Raw genomic sequence first — 22849 nt, 5'->3', positions numbered from 1 at the left:
GGTATTATGTGGCATGGTTAACAATCTATCTCTTGGTTCCAAGAGATGGTATGAGAATAATCTAATAGGTATATTTATAAAATCATTATATATCGAAGATGGTTTACCCATTCGAGCGCCTCACGAGATGAGAGGCGAGTACCGTTCCGAGACTGTTGCCGCGAACGGAACGCGATGTATCGAAGTGAATGACTAGTCACTAATGGCACCGTTCCCGGTATGCTTACCTGAAGGAATCCCGAACTTGAGTATTCTCACGGTTCTCCGCAGTAGTCAGCACTACTTGCGCATCGTTACCGTTACTGGTCGATCGGCATCGAGCAGTACCGACTGTGTGGTGCTCCCAAACAACACTTTTCCGGTCGGACTCCGTTTTCGGCTGCTCATGACGATCGTATCTGTATCGATCTCCGTCGCAACCGCCAAAATCTCTTCTGCCGGGTCCCCGTGTTCTCGGCGTTTTGCGACCCGGATTCCATTCGCCTCGAGTTCATCCTCGATTAACGTAACGCTCGACGGAAACTCACTTTTATCGTAAATATCTTCGGAATTGATCGATTCTCCTTCGCCGGAAACTTCGAACCCTTCGAAAACGTTCAGCAGAGTGACGGCAAGTTCGTCAGTCGACCCCGGAAGGTCGATGATGACATCCGCAACTGCTTGAGCTCGTCGCTCGTCTTCGCCAATCGGAGCAAGTATCCGATACATACTCACTGCTACCGTTCCACCAGTAATAAGTTTTTGCTACATGTTAGCATACTACTCGTATAAATCTCATATCACGTATTCGACGTGGCCATAGCGTCCACCAGCGATTAGTCGGGGACGTTCTCTCCGATCGTTAGTCGAAGCCGTCCGTCCCCTCGAGCCGATGGTCCTTGGCGACCGCTTCGTCCAGTTCAATCCCGAGACCGGGTTCCTCCGGCACCTCGATGTAGCCGTCCTCGATGAGCGGCTCGTCGCGGGTGTACAAGTCGTCCCACCAGTCGACCTCGAGCGCGTGATACTCGAGGAGGTCGAAGTTCGGGATGGCAGCACCGAGATGCACACAGGCCATCGTCCCGATTGGGCTGCAGACGTTGTGCGGAGAGATCGGCATGTAGTTCTCCTCGGCGCGGTCCGCGATCCGCATCGTCTCACCAAGGCCGCCGACGGTCGTTGGGTCCGGCGTCACGATGTCGACGCCGTGGTCGTAGATCAGATTGGAGAGTTCGTGGACCCGGAACCGGTTCTCGCCAGTCGCGACCGGTGTCTTCGTCGCCTTCGTGACCTCGGTCTGTGCATCCATGTTCTCCGGCGGGATCAGATCCTCGAGCCACATAAGGTCGTACTCCTCGAGTTTGTGGGCGAGGCGCTTGGCGCTCTCGACCGAGTAGTCCCAGTGACAGTCGAACGCGAGGTCAATGTTGTAACCGATCTCCTCGCGAACGGCCTCGACAATCTCGCGTTTGTGTTCGATAGCGCCGTTGCTGAGTCGACCGTTGAACGGGTCCGGATCGTTGTCCATCTCGAGGTCGAGATCGAACTTGAGCGCGGTAAAGCCCATGTCGAGGACGCGCCGCGCTTCGTTCGCGTACGCCTTGGGGGAGTAGGCGTCGGCGTCCGCGTACTCGGTGTAGCCATCCTCGACGGCATAGGCCTCGCCTGCGTGACAGTCGCAGTAGATCCGGACCTCGTCGCGGAACTTTCCGCCGAGCAGCTGGTAGACGGGCACGTCGAGGATCTTTCCGGCAACGTCCCAGAGTGCGATCTCAATGCCGGATGCGGCGGTGATGACTTTGCCGGTCGTCCCGCCGTGGCCGGACATCTCCTGAATGATCCGCCTGTAGAGTCGTTCCACGTCAAGCGGGTTTTCGCCGATGAGGAACCGCTTCGTGTATTCGACGAGTTCGGTAACGCCGCCGCCCCGATAGGATTCGCCAATCCCGGTCACGCCGGCGTCGGTTTCGATCTTGATCAGGTTCCATTCGAAGTTGCCGTCGACGACACAGGTCTGGATGTCGGTAATTTCGACGTCGCGATCCGCGTTCCGGTTCAAAATCTGGTTCGAGAAGTCTTTCATTGGTGTCTGCTGATGTTGATTGTCTGGTCGGCTGCTGGTAGTCGGTCGTCCGGTGCTACTCAGTCTGCTTGAATCGCTCGAGCGCATCGTCGTCCAGCGCGACGCCGTGGCCCGGATCGTCCGACAGCGGAATCGTTCCGGTATCGTCAGGACGGAGCGGCGTTTCGACGATATCGTCGAACACCTTCACGTCCATATCGCGGTAGAAGTACTCGACCCAGCACCCGTTCTCGATCGCACCGAGGAGGGACGCGTGAAGGTTCCAGTTGTAGTGTGGCGCGATCTGGATGTCGTTGGCCGCCGCGTAGTGAGCAATCTTGAGCCACTCGGTGATCCCGCCACAGACGGTCGCATCGGGTTGTAAGATGCTCGCAGCTTCGTCGGCGACGAGTCGTTCGAAGGCGTAGCGCGGCCCCTCGAGTTCGCCCGTCGCGACCGGATATGGAATGGCGTCGTTGACTGCCGTCATCGCACCGACGCTATCGACCATGACGGGTTCCTCGATGAAGTACGGGTCGTACGGTTCGAACGCGCGACACGCCCGGATCGCGTCCGTCGCGCCCGACCAGGCACCGTTGGCATCGAGTAGCAACGTTCGATCGGGGCCGATCTCGTTGCGAACGGCCGCAACACGGTCGGCTTCCTCGGAGATCGAACGGCGGCCAACTTCATCTTGACGACGTCGTGGCCTTCGTCGAGGTAGCGCCGCATCTCATCGCGGAGCGCGTCATGGCCCTTCTCGTCGCGGTAGTATCCGCCGCTCGCGTAGGCGGGGACCGAATCAGCGTGACCGCCGAGGAGCTTGTACAGTGGTTGGTCGGCGGCTTTCGCCTTGATGTCCCAGAGAGCGATGTCGACCGTCGAGATCGCGCGAAGGAGAATTCCCGACCGGCCGATCTGGACCGTTCCGTCGAACATCTCGCGCCACAATCGCTCGGTATCTCGCGGATCTTCGCCGACGACGATCGGTTCGAGAAGCGACTCGACCGCATCGGCGATGAGTCCCGCACCTTCGTATCCGAGTGAGTAGCCGACACCCTCGTGTCCGCTCTTGGTACGGACGTACGTGATCGCGTGATCCCGATACGTGAGCGTCCTGTTCGAGAATGATACCGGTTCTTCCAGCGGTATCTCTACTGGAAAGGACTCAATGCGGTCGATCTCCATACTGGGAGAACGAGCGAACGTAGTGAAAGCAATTCACATACCGGCAAGTATCTCCAATAGGAACTATACGTTGGGCGCCTAGACACTGGGTATGGAGTTTCCCGATCAGGCCGACGTAGCGAACCTCATCGATCCACAACCCGCCCCGTCGTTCGCCCGGGTCAGCTACGAACCGCCAACCGAGACCCTCGCCGATCCGCTGGAGACGGTCCGTTCGGAACTGGATCAGCTCGCGTTCGAGGAACTCGAGCCGGGCTCGACGGTGGCCGTCGGCGTCGGCAGCAGAGGAATCCACCTGATCGCCGATGTCGTTGCCGAGACAGTCGCAGCTCTCGAGAATCGGGGATTCAAACCGGTCGTCGTTCCGGCGATGGGGAGTCATGGCGGTGCGACTCCCGAGGGCCAACGCGAAATTCTCGCGGCACTAGGTATTACCGAGGAACGCATCGGTGCCCCGATCGATGCGCGCATGGATGCAACAAAACTCGACAACGTGGACGTCAACGGGACCACGACGCCAGTCTACTTCGCCGACGCCGCCCTCGAGGCCGACGCAGTGATGGTGATCAACCGAGTCAAGCCGCACACGAACTTCACTGGACGGATCGAGAGCGGTCTCTGTAAGATGCTCACGGTCGGACTCGGCAAGCAACAGGGTGCGCAAGCGTTCCACTCGACGGCGCTCGCGTTGGGGTACGTGCCGACGATCGAGTCACTCACCGCGGCTATCAGGGACGAAGTTCCGTTGCTCGGTGGACTCGCGCTCGTCGAAAATTTCTATGAAGAAACGGGCGTCATCGAGGCGATTCCGGCGGCCTCGTTCGAAGAGCGTGAACCGGACCTGCTGGAACGTGCACGAGCGGAAATGGCGACGCTTCCGGTCAACGACATCGATCTGCTCGTCGTCGACGAACTCGGGAAGGAGATTTCCGGTGCGGGAATGGACACGAACGTAATCGGCAGATACCGCGTCCTCAACGCGCCCGATCCCGAAACGCCTGCGATCGATCTCATCTACACCCGCGGTCTCACGAACGAGACGAGCGGCAACGGAAACGGAATCGGGCTAGCAGATATCACCCGTCGAGCCGCCGTTGAGCAACTTGATTTGCAGAAAACGTACGCGAACGCGTTGACGAGTGGATCACTCGCCAAAGCGAAGCTACCCCCAGTCGCGCCGAACGATGAACTGGCACTCAGGGTCGCGCTGAACGCCCTCGGCGGCTACGACCCGAAAACGGTTAGAATCGTCTGGATCGAGAACACAACTGACCTCGACGAGTTCTACGTCTCGGACGCCCTGCTCGAGGATATCGCAGATGATGTCATCAATCGCGAGCGAGTACAGCTCACGTTCGACGATGGGACGGCGTCGTTCGAGTGATGGTCACTCGACGATGTGGTCGGCCGGGCTATCGGACGACGAGTAGGTGATATTTAGTTCGAGTTCATTCGCAGCTGCGAGCAGCATGTTCGGAACCTCCTCCTCGAGTCGCTCGCCGTTCAGCCGATGGGACGGCCCCGCGACGGCGAGCGCACCGAGCACCGATCCGTCCTGCGTAACGGGGACTGCGGTTCCGTTGATTCCGTCGACGTGTTCCTCCCGATTGAAGGCGACGCCGCGCTCTCGGACCCGCTCAAGTTCGTCGTACAGTTCCTCGCGATCGGTGATGGTGTTCTCGGTGAGCGCCGGCAGGTTCCATCGATCGAAGATTTCGTCGACCCGGTCCCGCGGGTACTGCGCGAGGATCGACTTGCCCGCCGACGAACAATGGAGATGGATCTGTCGACCGACGTCGAACCCGACTCGCACGGCTTCGCTGCCGGTTTCCACGTGAATGTAAATGCCGAGTCCGTAGCCTTCGACGACGAACTGCGATCGCTCGCGGGTCTCCTCGGCGAGGTTCTGGACGTACGGCCGTGCCGTCTCGTACGCCGGGTCTCGCGTCCGTGCCCCTTGTCCCAGCCGTGCGAACCGGAGCCCGATCTGGTATCGTTCGCCCTGCCGCGAGACGTACCGGAGGTCACAGAGCGTGTTGAGATGACGATGTGTGGTACTCTCCGTGAGATCGAGTTCGTCGGCGATTTCAGAGAGACGGGAGGGACCGTTCTCCTGAAGTACGTGAACGATCTCGAAGCTCGTCTTCGTACTCCCGATCCGATCCCACCGCCGGCGTCTCGTTTTGTCATACTATATCATCATTGTCTATGGTTTAAAAATTCCGCTATATGGAACTCGTCCGATCAGACCACCGCGAACAGGGAAATCGGATCGCTACTCCATCCGCCGATGACGCGCACCGAACTCGCTGTCTAAACGATATTCCGCATTCCGGGATCCAATTTCCACTGGAACTGGTACGATCAACAGTGGATTACAATTGTAGGATTGTAAATCGAGCCGTCGGAAACACGATGGGACGATCTCCGAGAGTGGCAGAACAGCGGTCTCAATCCTGTCTCACGGCTTCTATCCCGATTAAAGGCTTGTTTGCAACGAGGAGCGTATCAATTCCACAATACGGAAAGGAATCACCACTCTGGAGTGGAAAAGTAGCGTGAGACGGTGCGTGGAATATCACGAGTAGGAGAAGTGTGACTTACCGCTACACCAATCTTTTTACCCTTCTCGTCGGGGAATACGGACGAATGGATCTCCAGCTCACAGACAATGCAGCGCTCGTAACGGCCTCCTCGAGTGGCCTCGGAAAAGCGTCCGCGAAGGCGCTCGCCCGCGAAGGTGCGAACGTCGTTATCAACGGACGCAACGAGGAACGCCTTGAGGCAGCGAAAGCCGAGATCGAGAAGGTCGCGACGGGACGGGTCGTCGCCCAACCGGGCGACCTTACGAACGAGGACGACATCGAGACGCTGGTCGAAACGACCGTTGAGGAGTTCGGCGGGATCGACCATCTCGTGACGAGCGCGGGCGGCCCGCCGTCCGGCCCGTTCCTCGACACGGATGACAACGACTGGTACGAGGCGTACGATCTGCTCGTGATGAGCGTCGTCCGCCTGGCACGCGAGGCCGAACCCCACCTCAAGGACGGCGAGGGAACGGGAACGATCGTGAACATCACCTCCAGAAGCGTCAAGGAAGCCATCGACAGCCTCGTGCTGTCGAACTCGGTTCGGATGAGCGTCATCGGTCTCGAGAAGACGCTCTCGAAGGAGTTCGCTCCCAAAGTGCGGACAAACGCCGTGCTTCCCGGTCCGCACGAAACCGAACGGATCGAGAACCTCGTCGACCAAGCGGTTGAGCGCGGCGACTACGACTCCTACGAGGAGGGACTCGACGACTGGGCGAGCAATCCGCTCGATCGGATCGGCAATCCGATGGAACTCGGGAACACCGTTGCTTTCCTCTCGTCGCCACTGTCGGGCTATATCAACGGTGAAAGCGTGCTGATCGACGGCGGTTCCACGGGGGCGAATCTATGAGACCAGTCGACTTCGACGATGCAGAGACGTACGAACCCGAGGACGGCTGGCGACGCGTCTCGATGGCCGGGAGCGACCAGTTCTCCTTCGAGTGGTTCGAGAAACCACCTGGACACAGTTCGCCGATGCACGACCACGAGAACGAGCAGGTCTGTCTCTGTCTCGAGGGCGAACTCACGGTCGCGACCGAGGACGATAAAGCGACGCTGGAAAAGTTCGATTCCGTCCTCTTCGAGTCCGGGGAACCCCACCGCGTCGAGAACACGGGTGACGAACTGGCGGTCGGACTGGACGTGTTCGCACCCGGTCGATCGTTCGACTTCTGGACCGAGAGAGACGAATGAAGTACCTTGCACGAACGGCCGACGGGCAACCGCTACTCGGTGACGATGAGGGGTTCGTCCCCCTTTCATCGGCCGCTCCGGACATAGCGAGCATCCAGGATGCGCTTCCGTACGCTGCAAGCGGAACGCTACCCGACATCGACAACGCTCCCGCTGATCGGATCGACCGCCAGCACGTCCGGTTCGGGCCGCCGCTCTCGCGGTTCGGCAAACTCTGGGGAATTGGCCTGAACTATGCCGAACACGCCGGCGATCTGGATGAGCAACGGCCCGACGAACCCGCGAGTTTCCTGAAACCGGCGAACGCGGTTACCGGTCCCGGTGGGCCGATCCGGCTCCCACCGACCGACCAGAGCGACGACGTGACGGCGGAAGCCGAACTCGCCGTGCTGATCGGTCGGGAGTGTCGCAACGTCAACGATGAGGCGGTCGACGACGTGATCGCGGGCTATCTTCCCGTTATCGACATGACCGCTGAGGACATCCTCCAGCGGAATCCGCGATTTCTCACGCGGGCCAAGAGTTTCGACTCGTTCCTCGTCGTCGGCCCGATGATCGCCGTTCCGGATGAATCGCCAACCCTCGAGGACGTGACGGTCCAGACAATCGTCAATGAGACGGTCGCGGCCGAGAACGAGGTCAATAATATGCTGTTCCCGCCGCGAGAGATCGTCTCCTTCCACTCGGACGTGATGACGCTCGAACCGGGCGATCTCTTCAGCACGGGGACACCCGGTGCGGAAGGGATCGATCCAGGCGATCACGTTCGTGCGTCCGTCGAGACTATCGGCTCCGTCGATGCACCGGTCGTCCGCTGACCGGCGATCGACGCCGGACTCTTACTCGGCTTGGAGGTGATCGATACCCACGAACGAAAGTGGATCGTTGCTCGGATTGGCTCCGGAATCGCCAACGACGTTGGATCGAATCAATGCTAGTATAGTAGTACCATAGAGGAAGCGAAACTGGATGAGTAATCTGATGGATTCGCTGCTTTCGTTCAGTCGGCAAGTCATCTTGCGCAACGCAAATGCGCTGTACAATCACTTGCCGAGAGAGGCGATCAGATGGCGTTCTTGAACTCCCTGACAAAACCTTTAAGTAGGATTATCGGTTTGGAAGGGACAATGCCGACAACGACCAGTCTCAACGACCAAACCGAGAATATCCAAACGGATCCTGAAGAGATGCGTGTCGCTATCGGCACGTACAAACCAGCGACAGACGACTTCCTCCGATTTGCCTCACAACTCGGCGTGAAGGACGTGCTAGTAACTCCTCATCGACATGAGGGATTCGAATCGGCACTCCCGCTTGGGACGGCGTGGTCGGTAGACGAGCTTAGCGGACTTCGGAACCGAGCGAACGACGCAGGCCTCCGGCTGTATGCCGTGGAGAAGATGCCGATTCCCCTGTACGAGATTCTTCTGAACGATGGAGATCGCCAAGCACAACTTGATGTCATCACGGAGACTATCAGGAACATGGGTGCCGCGGGAATCCACGTGCTCGGGTACAGCGGACATCCACCCGATGGTGCAGTTCGAACCACTCGCGAATACGCCGTTCGAGGCGGTTCGAAGGCGTCTGCATTTGATATTGACGATCTCGAGACAGTATCCCGAAGTGAGCTCCAACGCGACGTCACAGAGGCGGAGATGTGGGACCGTTACGAAGAGTTTCTCGCGGAAGTGATTCCCGTCGCAGAGGACGCCGGCGTGAAGCTCGGCGTCCATCCGAGTGACCCACCAGTCGAGGAACTGTTCGGAATTCCATTGCTCTTCCGAAACTTTGAGAACTTTGAGCGCGCGCTCAGTATACATTCGAGCGAAAATCACGGCTTAAAGCTATGTCTCGGCTGCTGGTCGGAGATGGGCGAAGATATTCCGGAGGTGATTCGACACTTCGGAGATGAACACGATATAATCTATGTCCACTTCCGAGATGTCGTCGGAACTGTTCCCAAGTTCTACGAAACGTTCGTTGACGACGCGGACGGAAACTTTGACGAGTACGAGGTTATACAGGCGCTCGGTGAAGTTGGATTCTCGGGTGTGATGACGCCCGATCACGTTCCACTGATGGAGGGAGAGACTGACTGGGAGTTCGGAAGTACGCTCGGTCGATCCTACACTGTCGGCTACCTCAAGGGAATGCTTAAGTCGATCTGATGAGAACGCAGGTGTACAGCTGTAATTCGTGCGTACATCGGGATTTGATGTAGAATGAGTAGATATCATACGTCGGAGGTTAGCGTACTAGTTCACCTCGAGCGTCGTCGCAGTCGCCGGGGTTCGCTACCTGTCACAAACGGAGGCCCTCGAAGCGAGTGACGATGTCGTCACGATTCTGACCGGTCGGGATATAAGGAATGCTACGACGCCGACGTCCGAAGCCGAACGATCGAATTCGATGATATCGAACGAGAACTGGCGTCGGTCGTCGATACATGACTCGGTCACTCCAATCGGTGTCGATGCGTTCTCGACTGATCCGCGACGGTCGATCCGACGGTTCTCGTGGTCCCGTTCCGTTCGTCTCGTGTGTAATGTACGATAGGGAGGGTGGCGCTTCTTCCGGACGAACCTCGAATGCGCTTAATACGCACGCCAGCATGCTGTAATGCCCGATCATCGTGATCAGTTCCGTCATTCACCGAGCCGACGTAATCTTCGGCGTGCTGGAACGTCGTCTCGGAAACGGCGTGCTCGCAGAGGATCTCACGGGGGTACCGGACGATGAGAGTATCGGTCGCTGCTAGCCCATCGGGGAGTCTTGGCTGGCGACGGCGTTGATAGTATCCTCCGGAACCCTCTCCTGTCGGGCTATCGGCGCATGCGCAGCTCTCGTAGGCACAGTCGAACTCGTGTGCCGCCGTGAGAACCGCCAGTTCCTGTTCCCGTCTGCTGAGCGTGCTTCGAAGCGGATGTACGCTCCGAGATGACCCACTCGTCCGCCAGCACCGGGCTGTTCAGGAGCACGGGGAACGGTCCGCTGGCGGTCCCACAACTGTCCGCAATGCAATCGTGCTGGTTGCACTGGTTTCCAGCGTCTGTTCTCTCCGCGAGACTGTCAGTATCCTCAGTGATCGATCGCTCATCGCACTCGGTTTCGATAGCCTCAAGGGTAGTAAGTGAGGTGTCGAGAAACGGTTTGGTGAGACTTGATATCGTCGTTCCATCGGAATAAATACACTAATCATCACCCGTTTTCACTGCGTCTGGGCTCGCCCCAGTATAGCCACTGGCGAGCAGCGAATAGCTGAGAAGGGACGCGAGGAGCGCGAACCCGGCGAGCGTCATAAACATCGCGAACGTACCGAAGCCATCATAGATGATCCCGGTGATGGCGGCTCCGAGTGCGCCGATTCCGAACGTGCCCACGTACGTGAATCCGTAGGAGAGGCCGCGAGCGTTCGCCGGGGAGTACTGTGCAATCGTCGCCTGATAGAGCGGCTGGATCATAAAGAGCAGGAATCCGAGCACCGCACTGACCAGGGCAAGCAAGACGATATTCGCCCGTGCAGCGGGAACGAAAGCGAGCGCGGTGACCGCGAGTGAGCCGAATACGGCCATCAGACCCCGTTCGGTCGGGATTCGTTCGGTGAGTTTCCCGCCGACGTACTGCCCGCCGATGCCAACCATCAGGAGTCCCGTATAGAAGTACCGGGACGGTTCGAACTCCGCCGCCATCGGGGAGTCCGGGTTGAATACCTGGATGTCCCCGACGGCTGGCTCGAGCAGCGTGGTGAGTATCTCGGGTAACAAGGTTAGTGCCCCGCGATAAAACAGTCCGTTGAGCATCACGATGACGAAGACGATGCTGAAACCGGTGGCAAACAGTGCTTTCGAGCCGATCCACAGCTCAGACAGCGACGTGGCCGAGGTCGTGTCGCTCGAGTCGGTATCGGCCTGTCGCTCGTTCGTTCCTGCAGTTTCGTTGAATCGAACCGTCAGTGCGTATAACGCGACGAACAGGGCGGGAATCGACAGCAGCATAGTGACGAACCGCCAGTCGACGACGAGCAAGAGTAGGGCAGTCGCCAGTGGACCGAGTGCGATTCCAGCATTCCCTGCCATCCCGTGATAGGCGAACGCGGAGCCGCGATCGACGGTACCTGTGCTGATGAGTGCAAGCCCCGCCGGGTGATAGACACTCGCTGCGACACCCCAGCAAACCAGTGCGAGGACGAGGACGGGGAGACTCGGTGCGACACTCAGGAGTAGAAATGACGCGCCCATTCCGACGAGACAGCAGACGATCAGCGTTCGCGATCCATAGATGTCAGAGAGAACACCGCTCGGGAGCGCTCCCAACCCGAACATGGCGTAGCCCGCGGAAACGACGACGGCAAGGGATCCGATCGAAATTGAAAATTCGCTAACCCACAAGAGCATGAGAATCGGGATAGAGAGTTCGTAGGTATGCACCATTGCATGAGACAACATGACAAACCGTATAATAGATCGGTCGTTCGTATCCATAGCACTGACTGAAGGGACGGTTTCCCGCGGGTAAAAAGCACGTCTTCCAGCAGCGTTTACGCGCTAATGTCGTCTTTGCGATAGATATCATAACAGAACGATTCCCGGTCCGATATGATGGACGTACATTCCTCATAGAGGCAGTATCTAGTTTAGCACCTCCACTGAAGTTTGTTCGTTGAATGACTAGTGCGGTCGTTGTGCGTTATAGTAGTGTACAAACTGGACATGTCTCTCTGACGCTTGACCGACTGCCAACTCATGAGTTATAGAAGCGGTCACTCCACATTCTGAGGGAGTGAAACCACTTTTGATCAGGTTTCACTTAACGTAGTCAAGTTGACTTCTTACTTCTAATCGAGAAAGAGAAGTCAGATAGCCGTGGCCATTGACGAGAAACGTAGTATTCGAGAGATTATATTTCTCGCGGAGTTTATACAGAAATGCAGCCGCCGGATCGGGACCGTACCGACCAACAATGCGACGTTGAGAATCAATTTTGTCTCGATGTCTATTGCATCATACAACCAAAACCGATCGCCGTAATCTTGACAGTAGTCTTGTCAACAGCGACCCGCGACGGCGTCGCCGTCCTCAGAACGCTTTGCGTTCTGATGAGTCGCACGAGAACTTCGCTCTCGTGGACATCGGCGAGTCACGTCCGCTGTCAGCCAGCCGATGTACCCAATTCCAAACCACCCCATGAGAGGCGTTTCACTACTAATTCAGCGAGAATCATTATTGTCTCCCGAAGCGAATAACCGGTCTGATGAAGACGGACGGCGAACGCCCTGATGGACGTCGCCGTCCGCTCATTCTCCCATGGTTTTTCTAAATACGCCGCATAACTCTCTCTGAGTGGGTCTGAGAGCATTCTATTCCAATTCATTCAACGACCTGTTCACTTCTCAAACTGACTCAACTAGACAGTGCCCGTAGCTCAGTCATGAATCGTCATTGGTCGTTCTTGGCAGCGTGAACGAGAACGTTGCTCCGTCACCAGATTCGGACTCCACCCAGATATCACCGCCGTGGCGCTCGACGATGCGCTCGCACAGTGCAAGCCCGATCCCCGTCCCCGCATAGTCGTCATTCGGGTGGAGGCTGTCAACTACCCCACCCTACTTCGCTCAGTCTGACGACTTCGCTCGTGGAGGGTGGGGCTTGTCCATAAACTCGGCCTCGAACCCGTCTGGGTGGGCGGTAAATCCGCCACTCGGCGTCACCGTTCCAGACTTCAGGACAAGCTGACTGTTGTCCGTCCGCCGAGACGACTGTTGGCCCCGGCGGACATACCGCATACCGATGTTCTTCGCCGTCGCAAAGTCGCTATGCGACTTTGCTGCCCGACGGACGTAGTCCAGCGACCGCATTGTAGTCCGCGTTCGACTCCGACTCGCACTTCTGACACCGGAAGTCGTTACGAGTCGGACGATTCTCGTCTGCCGTAAAGCCACACTCGGCGCATCGTTCGATGTGTATGCCGAACCGACTTGCTTCACAGAGACGTCGACCGTTTCGGCCTTGTACTCCACCTGCTCGTAGAGCGTTCGGAACGCCCACTTGTGGCCCCACGACGCGCCGGTTCGGTCGCGGATGTCGGTGAGGTTCTCAAACGCGATTACGTCGCAGTCGTAGCGGAGTGCTTCGTCTATCAGCGCGTTCGACGCGCGGTGTAGCACGTCACGGACGTAGCGAAGTTCCCGACCGCTCGACTGTACGAGCGTCCGGTGTGCGCTTCGCGTTCCGGTCTGTTGCAACCCGGCGCGTACCTTCTCAAACTCTCGGAGGTTATGGGTCAACTCTCGCCCGCTGAAGAAGTAGGCGGTACTGGTGACAGCGAGGTTTTCGATACCGAGGTCAACCCCGAGGACCGTTCCGTCCTCGGCAGTGTTCCGTTCGGTGTCGTTCTTGTGTCGGCGGAACCCGATGTGCAAGAAGTACTCGCCGTCGCGGGCGGTGAGTGTACTTTTCGTAACACCCCACTCGTCCGAGTGAAGATACTGTCGCTGGTAGCCATCATCGGCGTCGGGGAGGGCAAGCGGACACCGGACGCGACTCTCTGTCGTGGAGAGAGACACGGTGTCGTCATCGAACAACGTCATGGTCCGGGTGTCGTACTTCACCGTCGGGCTGGTGAACATCGGCTTGCTGACTTTCTTGCCTTTGGCCCGGCGTTCGATACAGCCGGTAATGGCTTGGGCGGCTTGGTGGGTGGCGAGAATCGAGTGCTGACTCCCGAGGGCGGTGTGTTCGCGTACGTCGTCGTAGGCGAGGGGTTGTACGTCGCTTTTGGCGTCGCACTTGCCCCACGCCATGTCCGTGGCGATTTGGCAACCAGACTTCCACTCAATTTGGGTAATTCACTCACCTGTACTGAGCAGCCAATTCAATCGGAACGGGGTGAAAATAAATAATGCACAGATTTTGATATTCGGAACTACTGTTTACGCCGGGGAGAATGTCACTTTGAATGTGGTTATCACGACGAATTAGACTCCCAGTTCGGATTGGTGCTGCTTACCAGGGATTTTGACGATAAAAACAGAGAAGGCATCTTGCTCGGTTCTAGTTTTGGATCTCTGGCTCACTCGCGACTGGTGCTTGCTGCCGGCAACGTGAATGAGAATGTTGAACCTTTGCCTGATTCAGACTCTACCCAAATTTCGCCACCGTGTCGCTCAACGATCCGCTCACAGATTGCAAGTCCGATCCCAGTCCCACCATATTCATTCTGTCCGTGAATGCTCTCAAATACTTCAAAGACCTGATCACTATATCTCGGATCAATCCCAATTCCCTCGTCACTGACCGATATCATGTGTTCATCTCGGTCTACAGATTGCTTCTCAGCGGAGACGTGAACGCGCGGCGGGTCATCCCCACTATATTCGATCGCATTGTCTAGCAGGTTCTGAAATACTTGGCGTAACTGTCCACTGTCACCTTCAACAGTAGGCATTTCGTCGACAGTTATCTCAGCGTTGCTCTCCACGAGGCGGAGCTGGAGGTCATCAAGAACGTCCTCAAGTGTCAGATTCAGATTAACTGGCTCGAGGGGATTACCCTCCGTTTCGATACGAGAATACGCAAGTAGGCCATCGATCATCTCGCGCATTCGATTAGCCCCATCTACTGCAAATTGAAGGAACTCCTCCCCATCCTCGTCGAACTGGTCGCCGTACCGGCGCTCAATGAGCTGCAGATAGCTTGATACCATTCGAAGCGGCTCCTGTAGGTCATGTGATGCGGCATAGGCAAATTGTTCTAAGCGCTCGTTAGAGGCTTCTAACCGTTCGACTAACTCCTCCAGTTGTCGTTCGCGGTTGACCCGTTCAGTAACATCCGTGAAAAGCACACCAACCAAGTCTTCTGTCTCATCTCCGACTGGAAATGCATAGCACTCGAGAACACGCTTTTGTGTCACGAGTTCGCGTTCGAACCGGACTGGTTCGCCGGTCTGTACAACATCCTCGTAGAGTTCGGCCCATTCTGTGGCTTCTCCTGGTATCACCTCCCGGAGCGTCTTTCCGACGACGTCTTGGATACCAGTATGTTCTTCGAAGGTCGGGTTCGCTTCGACGTAGTGGAAGTCAAGCGGTTTCTCTGGCGGTGAATTGATTTTTCGATAACGCAATATCCTTCAGACATCGAAGTGAAGAGATCTCGATATCGCTCTTCTCTCTTCTTGATCATCTGCTCGCGTCGTTTGCGCTTAGTGATATCGGTGATGGCACCATGCATCCGGATTGGCGTACCCTCATCACCGAATTCGACTGCTCCTCGAGACACAACCCACATGAGATCACCGCCTGTGTTTCGAACGCGATATTCAACGCTGAAATCGCCCGTTTCCAATGCTCGATCAAGCTGTTTCCAGATTCTGTCCTCGTCTTCTTTGGGGACGGTTTCAAAGAACGTCTCTATTGATGCACCTGCTGTAACTACCTCTGAATCCATCCCATATGCTTCCGCAAGGAATTCGTCCGCGGTGAAGACGTTCTCTTGAATGTTCCATACCCAGAGACCGATCGATGCAGCGTCAGTTGCAACGTTCAGATGCGCTTCACGCTCATGCAATTGTTGTTCTTTTTCCGCACGTTCAATCGCTGATGCAAGGATATTTGCGACACTTTGAACGAAGTTAGCATCGTGTTCGGTAAACTCCTGGTGGTCAGTTGTGTGTGTTCCGAGAATTCCCCATGGATCCTCAACAGAACCGATGATAACACTGATACCACTGACGACATCGTGGCTCGTGAGCAGTTCTGGTCCAGAGAAGCGCTCCTCACTATGTAGTTCGTCGACGATGACCGGATCCTCCTTAATAAGCGTATAGCCCGCCTGAGAGTCGAGATCAGTCGGAACTGTCGCGTTCCCAACAAGTCCTTCTCGCCATCCAACACCCTCTCGCAGAAAAACCTCATCGCCATCGGGAAGGAGTTCAAGTATCTTACAGAATTCGTTGTCAAGCGTATCAGCGACAGTTACTGTCACATCATGCATCAACTGATCAAGATCGTCCGTCTCTAACGCTTGTTGGCCAAGTTCTGCAATAACTTCCTGTTGATGGATTCGAGTCTGGATCTCAGAGTTAGTCGGCGAGGACGATTCCATTCTATTATCTCTGTAACGACGTTGGTCATAAAAGCACGCGGTCTACTAAGTAGTTCTACTCTGCAAACGCCAGTCGACGGATATCTCGAGTCGCTGGGCACTGTCTAGATACGAAAAGCCGCAAGGCTCGAAGATAGTGAGGTTGCAATGTCGACTGTGAAACAACCATAGAGGGTATGTCATAACGAGACTCTTTCTATAAGCGGCAGAAATTTGACTGTCTTAGCACTCTCACGAGGGAAACAATCACTGGGATCAGCACTGAAGACATAACAGCCGCTAAAACGCCGGTCTATGCCAGAATCGCGTCACTATAGTAACTGTTAGAACCTTTTACTCAGAGATTGTGCTACATGTAGTGGATCATACTCTCTGTACTAATTTACAGCGGGGAGGATGTCACAGCCGAATGACTGCAGGGTGTATCGAAACTCCATGTTAGACGAGTGCAAGTGAAGAGGCAATCGGAAGAGCGGGGAACTCCCCATGTGCAGTGAGTGACCGTACTGCATTGTGTGCACAGAAGTCAGTGGTTGCCGTCATGCCACTAGATAGCTATCTCGTCCTCGCAGTGGTAGCTAGTGTGATCCTCAATTAACGTTACACACGTGGCTGGGGCTCGATAACTGATCTCCAAAAGGGAGAATGAGAGGGAAGAAACCATGGCAACAGCAACGAAAGACGACGCGGAAATTAAGCGATTAGAGGAGACGCTCCGAGGGGAGTTGATCCAACCCGACGATCCAGAGTTCGACGACGCGCGCGCCATCTACAACGCGATGATAGACAAGCATCCGCGACTGATCACTCGGTGCGCCAACGTTGCAGACGTCCTCGCAGCCGTGAAATTTGGGCGTCAACACGATCTCGATACTGCGATCCGCAGCGGTGGTCACAACGGTGCCGGTCTCGGCACGGTTGATGACGGACTCGTCATCGACCTTTCGAACATGACCGGTATTCGCGTCGATCCCGAGGCGAAGACCGTCCTCGTCGAACCCGGATGCACCTGGGGTGATGTGGATCACGCCACCCACGCCTTCGGACTAGCGACGGTCAGCGGGGTCGTCTCTACAACCGGTGTCGGTGGACTGACCCTCGGCGGCGGTCATGGCTATCTGAGCCGCAAGTATGGCTTGGCCATCGATAATTTGCTGAGTGCAGACGTTGTGCTGGCCGACGGACGACTGGTTCATGCGAGCGAGGACGAACACCCGGACCTCTTCTGGGCGCTGCGCGGAGGTGGCGGTAACTTCGGCGTCGTCACCTCGTTCGAGTTCCAGCTGCATCCGGTCGAGACGGTCGTCGCTGGGCCGACGTTCTGGCCGATCGAGGAGCTTGAGAACACTATGCGCTGGTACCGGGAATGGTTGCCGGACGCACCGGAGGACGTCTACGCCGTCTACCTTACTGCCGAGGTGCCGGGTGACCCCTTCCCGGAAGAGATCCACGGCGAGAAGGTCTGTGGTCTTGTATGGTGCTATCTGGGGCCGGAGGATCAGGCCGAAGACGTGATTCAACCGGCTCGAGATATCGCCGAACCGCTGTTCGAACATGTCGAGAAGATGCCGTACCCGGCGCTACAGAGCATGTTCGACGATCTTCTCCCGCCGGGTGACCAGTGGTACTGGAAGGGCGACTTCATGCACGAACTGACCGACGATGTCATCGCCGAACATCGGCGCTTCGCCGAAGTGCCGACGCCACAGTCGGGGACGCACCTCTATCCAATCGACGAGGCTGTCCATCACATAGACGGGAACGAAACCGCATGGGCCCATCGTGATGTTACCTGGTCGATGGTCATCTTCGGCGTCGATCCGGATCCGGATAAGAGCGACCTGATCACCGAGTGGACCCGAGACTACTGGGAAGCGGTCCACCCGCATTCGGCCGGTGCATCGTACGTCAACTTCATGATGGAAGAGGGATCGGATCGAATTCGAGCCACCTACGGCGACAACTACGAGCGGTTGGAGGAAATCAAGGCGAGGTACGATCCCGAGAACTTCTTCCACGTGAACCAGAACATCGAGCCGGCAACATGAGTCGTTTCGAGCGGGAAACGGAACTGTCGCCCTTGGAAAGAGCGGGAAGAGAACTATTTCTCTCCGTGAGTAGTCGCCAGTCGCCAACCGACGTTGACAATGCGATCGCCGCGTTCCGAGCTGGTGACCCGGTGTTGATTCACGACTCCACTCCTCCATATTTATTTCATTAAAAAGATGGGCAGCCGTTGTTTCCCACATAGCCGGTATAACGGCTTGACCGTCCACTTTTGATCGCCATCGTCGTACGTCTGCCACACCTGTTCATGGTCAATTTGCTCCGCCTCGATGAGCCCACAGTCCTCACAGACGGTTTCGATTGGGTTGGTAGTGACCCACCCGTCACACTCGGGACACTGGGTGGCACTCGATCAAGCGAACTCTTCGGTTTCGCGGACGGCGAGGGATCATAGATCCCTCGAGCAGCCGGTGCGAAGATCGTTCGTGATGCCGAAATCGAAGATTTTCGGGCCACGCCGACGACCTCGCGAATTCTGACGGGACGGACGTCCCGCTGACCTCGCGGAAGCTCCGTTTCCGCTTCGCTCCAATTCGCTCAGTCACGAGAGACTTTTGTTCTCTCGAATGACAGCGAGGCGCAGACTCAAGCATACCAGGGCCTTCTCTTGAATCCCAAATGCGACGACAGTAAGCCTCTGAATGAGATTCACTCCGTCAGACAACGTTTCAGTGAACCATCCGTACACTACAGTTGCTTGTTGAATGGCTGTGCCACGAAATATTGCTCGAGAGGTGGGGTTGCCGTTCAGGTAGACGTCAGATCACAATTCCAGCCGGGATCGTGACCAGTGCGGTCTATGAGGTCAGAACGACACGCTGGGCAATAATCGGGGGTGACGGATTCGCTTCGAGGGACATACACCGCGCTGCCGCATTCCACGCATGCATCCGCAACGATGGTCGCACAGTCCGCACAGACGTTGAAGTCGTCAACTGTGAGGTCGCGCAGGGGTTCGAGTTGTTTATCCAAGAGGTACTCGTCGATGACCGCCTGACAGCTGTGGCACGGTTTCATGGCGATGCACATCGAACCATGTTACCATATCATAAATACCTACCTCCGCGAGCTACGGATGCACGCACTATGAAGAGACCGGGGACTGCTCCAATAGCGGCGCTTGCCGGCCACGACATTGATGCGGAGGCAGTGACGTGAATCAGCCATGCCCCCAACATCACTGCGAAAAGGAGGAGGTAGATGCGATGGAGCCGGTGCGCAATGGCTTCTTCTCAGGTAATTTTGATCACTGGTGTGCGGTAGTCTTGGCTCAGCTTCTGCCGCCATGCCAGCTCATCAATGTCTTCAGAGGGGTCTAATCCGTACTCAAAGGCGTTTTTCTGGAGCGTGCGGACACGGCCACGCCAGAGATCGTAGCCGCGATACCGCTGTGCCTCCATCACTAAGAAGGCAGCCAGTGCTGCTGCTCCTAACAGGAGGATGTGATGTGGACGATCGGTACCGGAAAACCCCATGTGAGCACGCCGCTTATGACGAGTACTGCCCAGTTTGACGTCCCTGGATTCTAATACAGTGAGATATGTCTGCTCGTATCTGGCTTCTACTAACTCTCGAAACAATCCGTCATTGACCTCCTCCACGCCCTTCAGGGCGTGGAATCCGCCCATCTGATTTCCGCCGGGTGTGGCGTTCGAGGTTCCAGCCCGCACTCAAGGGGAACCGGCAGCATACCGGGGGAACTCTCGTTTCCTCCCCTGTATAGGGCTGTGGCCCGGTCAAACAGGCCCCGTCGAATACCATGTCATCGCCGTGCGAACCACCGCTGGTTCGCCATCCTTTGTGGTTCAGGAACGGCATCTCACGGTATTCGTCACACTCTATGCTACGACGCACCACACTAAACAGTTTTGAGGGAAATCCGTTCCGGCCATCTACGACAGTTGGTCGGATAGGCCTACCGCTCGACCCGCGCCTGAAGACGCGGGTATGCGCTATCGTTCTGTATCACGCTCAAAGGTGGCGTTGGCTTCCCCGGTGCCTCCAAACGACGGTCAGAGTTCAATGCCGCCGATAAGAGAGAATGGTAATTTCATAAACGAAATGGGTTATATTTTGATCAAGTTCAAAGTTCATTGGGTCCAGAGCGTCTCAAGACGCTGCTCTATCGCAGTGAGTACCATCGAGTACACTTTGAGCGGATGGAGCGATGGAAATTCGAGATTGGTGATTTCGTTTGCAGTCGGTGGCTGATGGAAATGCAACCGGGTGTTGTGCGTGTTTGGATGCCGGTCCCAGCGGCATTCCCACTGTTCCGTTTCGTCGTGTTCTTCGACATAATGGATTGAGAAATCACCAGTCGGGAACCACCGGATGTCGAGTCGGGCCGCTGTTATCGATTCCGGATATCGCTCCGCATCAAGGAGTACGTTGAGGAGTCGCGGCTCGTAGGAATCTGGGTCGAATGCTGTCTCGGCGACGAGCGAATCCGATGCGAGATGTCGCTCAAGCAATCGCAATGTCTGTCGATCTGGGGGCCCTGTCGAGTCAGGCGCTGAATCTTCTGGTGGCAGGCTCATTCAGGCTGGAATTAGATGCCCATCGTTCTGGGAGAGTTGTCGAGCAAGTTCGTACAGCCGAATATCTCGAATAGTGCCTTGCCACTCATTGATCGCAGTCATTCGTTTGTGGACTGCCTCGTGATCATCGTGATCGAACACGGAGACCTCTGTTGGGTCGGTAGTTCCGAACTGGTCCTCGTACTCCGTGCGACGCTCTTCAAGCGCCGCTACACGGTCGATAATCTCGTCGATAGAGAGTTCATTTGCAATTCGGCTGGCATCCTGCCACTCGAGATAGCCATCATTCCGTTGGTACTGGGCGGGGGAATTTTCTCGGTCTGCTCGAACGATACCCATCTCGGCCAGACGCTCGAGATGCTTTTTTGCGGCGTTCGGAGAGCAGTCCGCAAGCTCTGCGATTTCAGTGTACGAAGTGGGCGACGTAACCCCAAGGACAGCGTCGTAGACACGACCAAACGTATCCGTGCCCTCTTGCCACCGTCGCCGAGCAGTGTCGGATTCTGGAACCGGATCGAACTCGGTCATATCTGATTGCACGTGATCGCGCTCAATATATCTTCGTATTCCTCATATATATGCGAAAAGGTGCGCTATTGTATATCCAACGGCACGGTCTATATACGAAAAGCCGCAAGGTTCGAAGACAGTGACGTTGCGATATTGACTGTGAAACAACTATGATGAATCTTACATAACGAGGCTCTTTCTACAAGCGGCAGAAATTCCGCTGTCTCAGCACACCTCTCACGAGGGGAAGCTATCTCTGGAATCAGCTCTGAAGACATAACAGCCGCTAAACGCCGTTCTATGCCAGAATCGCGTAACTAGATAGAGCCGATGTTCATATCCATCAGTCGAGTTGGTCAATTGGCTGTTCAGTCATCGACTGTTGCTGCGTGGCGGGTTCGGGATCCGACTTGGAAGGTGGCGTGACAGACACGCTTGCGAGCGCGAACACGATCGCTCCGCCCGCCAGCAATACCCCGACCCGACAAACGTCGTTCCAAGGCCCAGAGTATCGCTTACTGGCTGGACCACGAGTGGTGAGAGAAACTGTCCGAGGAAGAACGCGCTCGTCAAGGCACTAAGCGCCCGCCCGCGAACCGATTCCGGGGAGACCGCCGCGATCCATGCATTGAGATTCGTCAGGAGGAACCCACTCCCAGCACCTGCGACCGCCAGACCAACGACAACACCGGGAACCGTCCCACTCACCCCGATTACGGCATACCCTATACTCATGAATCCAAATGTGAGCGCAACGATACCGAGCACACTCAGGGACCGACGGATGCAACCATATAGCAGCGAGGCGACCCCACCGGCTCCCGTCGACACCGCCAACGCAGCGCCGATCATCGTGCTATTTGCTCCCGTCCGTGTTTCGAGGTAGAACGGAATCTGAACAGGGATTACGTAGAAGATTATCTGGCCGACCAACCCGAGCGCGGTGATAAGCGCAAGCGTTCCGAGAGGGAACTGAGCGAGCGTCCGGCGAAGGTCATCGATACTCGTCAAGCGCTCTCCCGTGGGTTCGCGGCGGTTCGGCTCTGGCAACGCGAACGCCATTGCCGGGAGGAGTACCAACGCCACCGTGTAGACGAGGAAGGGAACCCGCCAGCCGATATCGGCGAGCACGCCTGCGAGCGGCAACAGAACGACGCCACCGATGGACATGAAGGCACCCTGTCGCCCGAGGATCGTATCCCGGCGGTTCTCCTCGTAGTAGTCGGTGATCAGTGCGGTCACCGTCACCATCACGCCTGCGACGGCCAGTCCCAGTACAGCCCGGCCGGCAAGAATCGTCACCAGTGAATCGAGCACGAACCCCGAGCCACCCGCGAGCGCGTAGACGACTATCGAGACCAGCAACAACCACCGGCGGCCGTACCGGTCAGCAAGCGCACCGATGACGGGCGCCCCGACCGCGATGAACAGGCCATGCATGGTGAGAACGAGCGCAACGAGCACCGCCGCGTTCGGCGCATTCGCAAACTCTCGCTGAATGGCGGGTAATGCCGGGGAAATCGTCGCTCCCGCCATGATCGTGAGCATGCTGGCGAGCAACAGCGTTCCCTGGGCGAGATGCGGGTGTGGAAGTTCCGTCTCGCCGCTCATGCGGATCTG

At 56.7% G+C, this 22849-nt stretch carries 14 protein-coding genes and 7 pseudogenes; 6 read left to right on the top strand and 15 right to left on the bottom strand.

Features of this window, described 5'->3' with window-relative positions; translation table 11 throughout:
* Positions 1–279 precede the first annotated feature (279 nt).
* The 3 genes and pseudogenes from K6I40_RS05635 to K6I40_RS05625 all read right to left on the bottom strand — a co-directional run bounded on the left by K6I40_RS05635 (position 280) and on the right by K6I40_RS05625 (position 3229).
* Complete coding sequence (locus tag K6I40_RS05635) at positions 280–708, bottom strand: universal stress protein (protein ID WP_222914784.1); 429 nt, start codon at positions 706–708, stop codon at positions 280–282.
* A gap of 133 nt (positions 709–841) precedes the next feature.
* Positions 842–2062, bottom strand: coding sequence for a mandelate racemase/muconate lactonizing enzyme family protein (locus K6I40_RS05630; RefSeq protein WP_222914782.1), 1221 nt, complete (start codon positions 2060–2062; stop codon positions 842–844).
* A gap of 55 nt (positions 2063–2117) precedes the next feature.
* A pseudogene (locus tag K6I40_RS05625) lies at positions 2118–3229 on the bottom strand (mandelate racemase/muconate lactonizing enzyme family protein).
* Positions 3230–3320: 91 nt separating this feature from the next.
* Between K6I40_RS05625 and K6I40_RS05620 the strand changes: the two are divergent.
* Complete coding sequence (locus K6I40_RS05620) at positions 3321–4613, top strand: DUF362 domain-containing protein (protein WP_222914780.1); 1293 nt, start codon at positions 3321–3323, stop codon at positions 4611–4613.
* A 3-nt stretch (positions 4614–4616) separates the two neighbouring features.
* Here the strand turns inward: K6I40_RS05620 and K6I40_RS28885 are convergent, their stop codons facing one another.
* Positions 4617–5387, bottom strand: coding sequence for an IclR family transcriptional regulator (locus tag K6I40_RS28885; RefSeq protein ID WP_222914916.1), 771 nt, complete (start codon positions 5385–5387; stop codon positions 4617–4619).
* 491 nt (positions 5388–5878) lie between these two features.
* Between K6I40_RS28885 and K6I40_RS05610 the strand changes: the two genes are divergently transcribed.
* The 4 genes from K6I40_RS05610 (at position 5879) to K6I40_RS05595 (ending at position 9185) form a co-directional block, all read left to right on the top strand.
* Positions 5879–6670 (top strand): SDR family oxidoreductase, encoded by a 792-nt coding sequence (locus tag K6I40_RS05610; protein WP_222914778.1) that lies wholly within the window; start codon positions 5879–5881, stop codon positions 6668–6670.
* On the top strand, positions 6667–7014 hold the full coding sequence (locus K6I40_RS05605; RefSeq protein ID WP_222914776.1) for a cupin domain-containing protein: 348 nt from the start codon (positions 6667–6669) through the stop codon (positions 7012–7014). Before K6I40_RS05610 ends, K6I40_RS05605 begins: the two co-directional genes overlap by 4 nt.
* Positions 7011–7832: a fumarylacetoacetate hydrolase family protein gene (locus K6I40_RS05600; protein ID WP_222914774.1), complete on the top strand. Its 822-nt coding sequence runs from the start codon at positions 7011–7013 to the stop codon at positions 7830–7832. Before K6I40_RS05605 ends, K6I40_RS05600 begins: the two co-directional genes overlap by 4 nt.
* Positions 7833–8081: 249 nt before the next feature.
* Entirely contained in the window at positions 8082–9185 is a 1104-nt protein-coding gene (locus K6I40_RS05595; protein WP_255681666.1) for a mannonate dehydratase, read from the top strand.
* 1023 nt (positions 9186–10208) lie between these two features.
* Here K6I40_RS05595 and K6I40_RS05590 read toward each other — a convergent pair.
* The 5 genes and pseudogenes from K6I40_RS05590 to K6I40_RS28050 all read right to left on the bottom strand — a co-directional run bounded on the left by K6I40_RS05590 (position 10209) and on the right by K6I40_RS28050 (position 16115).
* The gene (locus tag K6I40_RS05590) at positions 10209–11447 is read right to left on the bottom strand and encodes an MFS transporter (protein WP_255681665.1); all 1239 of its coding nucleotides are present in this window, start codon (positions 11445–11447) and stop codon (positions 10209–10211) included.
* A 237-nt stretch (positions 11448–11684) separates the two neighbouring features.
* Positions 11685–12372 (bottom strand): annotated as a pseudogene (locus K6I40_RS05585) (DDE-type integrase/transposase/recombinase).
* A gap of 70 nt (positions 12373–12442) precedes the next feature.
* Positions 12443–12604 (bottom strand): annotated as a pseudogene (locus tag K6I40_RS05580) (ATP-binding protein); the annotation flags it as partial.
* A gap of 24 nt (positions 12605–12628) precedes the next feature.
* Positions 12629–13861, bottom strand: a pseudogene (locus K6I40_RS05575) (transposase).
* Positions 13862–14085: 224 nt separating this feature from the next.
* Positions 14086–16115: pseudogene (locus K6I40_RS28050) on the bottom strand (ATP-binding protein).
* Between the two features lie 662 nt (positions 16116–16777).
* Between K6I40_RS28050 and K6I40_RS05560 the strand changes: the two are divergent.
* Positions 16778–18163 (top strand): FAD-binding oxidoreductase, encoded by a 1386-nt coding sequence (locus K6I40_RS05560; protein WP_222914766.1) that lies wholly within the window; start codon positions 16778–16780, stop codon positions 18161–18163.
* Positions 18164–18372: 209 nt separating this feature from the next.
* Here K6I40_RS05560 and K6I40_RS28045 read toward each other — a convergent pair.
* The 6 genes and pseudogenes from K6I40_RS28045 to K6I40_RS05540 all read right to left on the bottom strand — a co-directional run.
* Positions 18373–18534, bottom strand: a pseudogene (locus K6I40_RS28045) (transcription initiation factor IIB family protein); the annotation flags it as partial.
* Between the two features lie 395 nt (positions 18535–18929).
* A complete protein-coding gene (locus K6I40_RS28040; protein ID WP_255681664.1) occupies positions 18930–19199 on the bottom strand; it encodes a hypothetical protein in 270 nt (89 codons plus the stop codon).
* A 29-nt stretch (positions 19200–19228) separates the two neighbouring features.
* Positions 19229–19657 (bottom strand): annotated as a pseudogene (locus tag K6I40_RS05555) (DUF2270 domain-containing protein).
* A 615-nt stretch (positions 19658–20272) separates the two neighbouring features.
* Positions 20273–20719, bottom strand: a complete 447-nt coding sequence (locus K6I40_RS05550; protein WP_222914764.1) for a hypothetical protein — start codon at positions 20717–20719, stop codon at positions 20273–20275.
* Positions 20720–21247, bottom strand: coding sequence for a helix-turn-helix domain-containing protein (locus K6I40_RS05545; RefSeq protein ID WP_222914762.1), 528 nt, complete (start codon positions 21245–21247; stop codon positions 20720–20722).
* A gap of 354 nt (positions 21248–21601) precedes the next feature.
* Positions 21602–22840: an MFS transporter gene (locus K6I40_RS05540; RefSeq protein ID WP_255681663.1), complete on the bottom strand. Its 1239-nt coding sequence runs from the start codon at positions 22838–22840 to the stop codon at positions 21602–21604.
* Positions 22841–22849 lie beyond the last annotated feature (9 nt).

The sequence above is a fragment of the Natrinema sp. SYSU A 869 genome, from assembly GCF_019879105.1.
Lineage (GTDB): Archaea > Halobacteriota > Halobacteria > Halobacteriales > Natrialbaceae > Natrinema.
The sequence above is the reverse complement of the archived record's forward strand: the minus strand, read 5'-3'. Positions and strand labels throughout refer to the sequence as shown.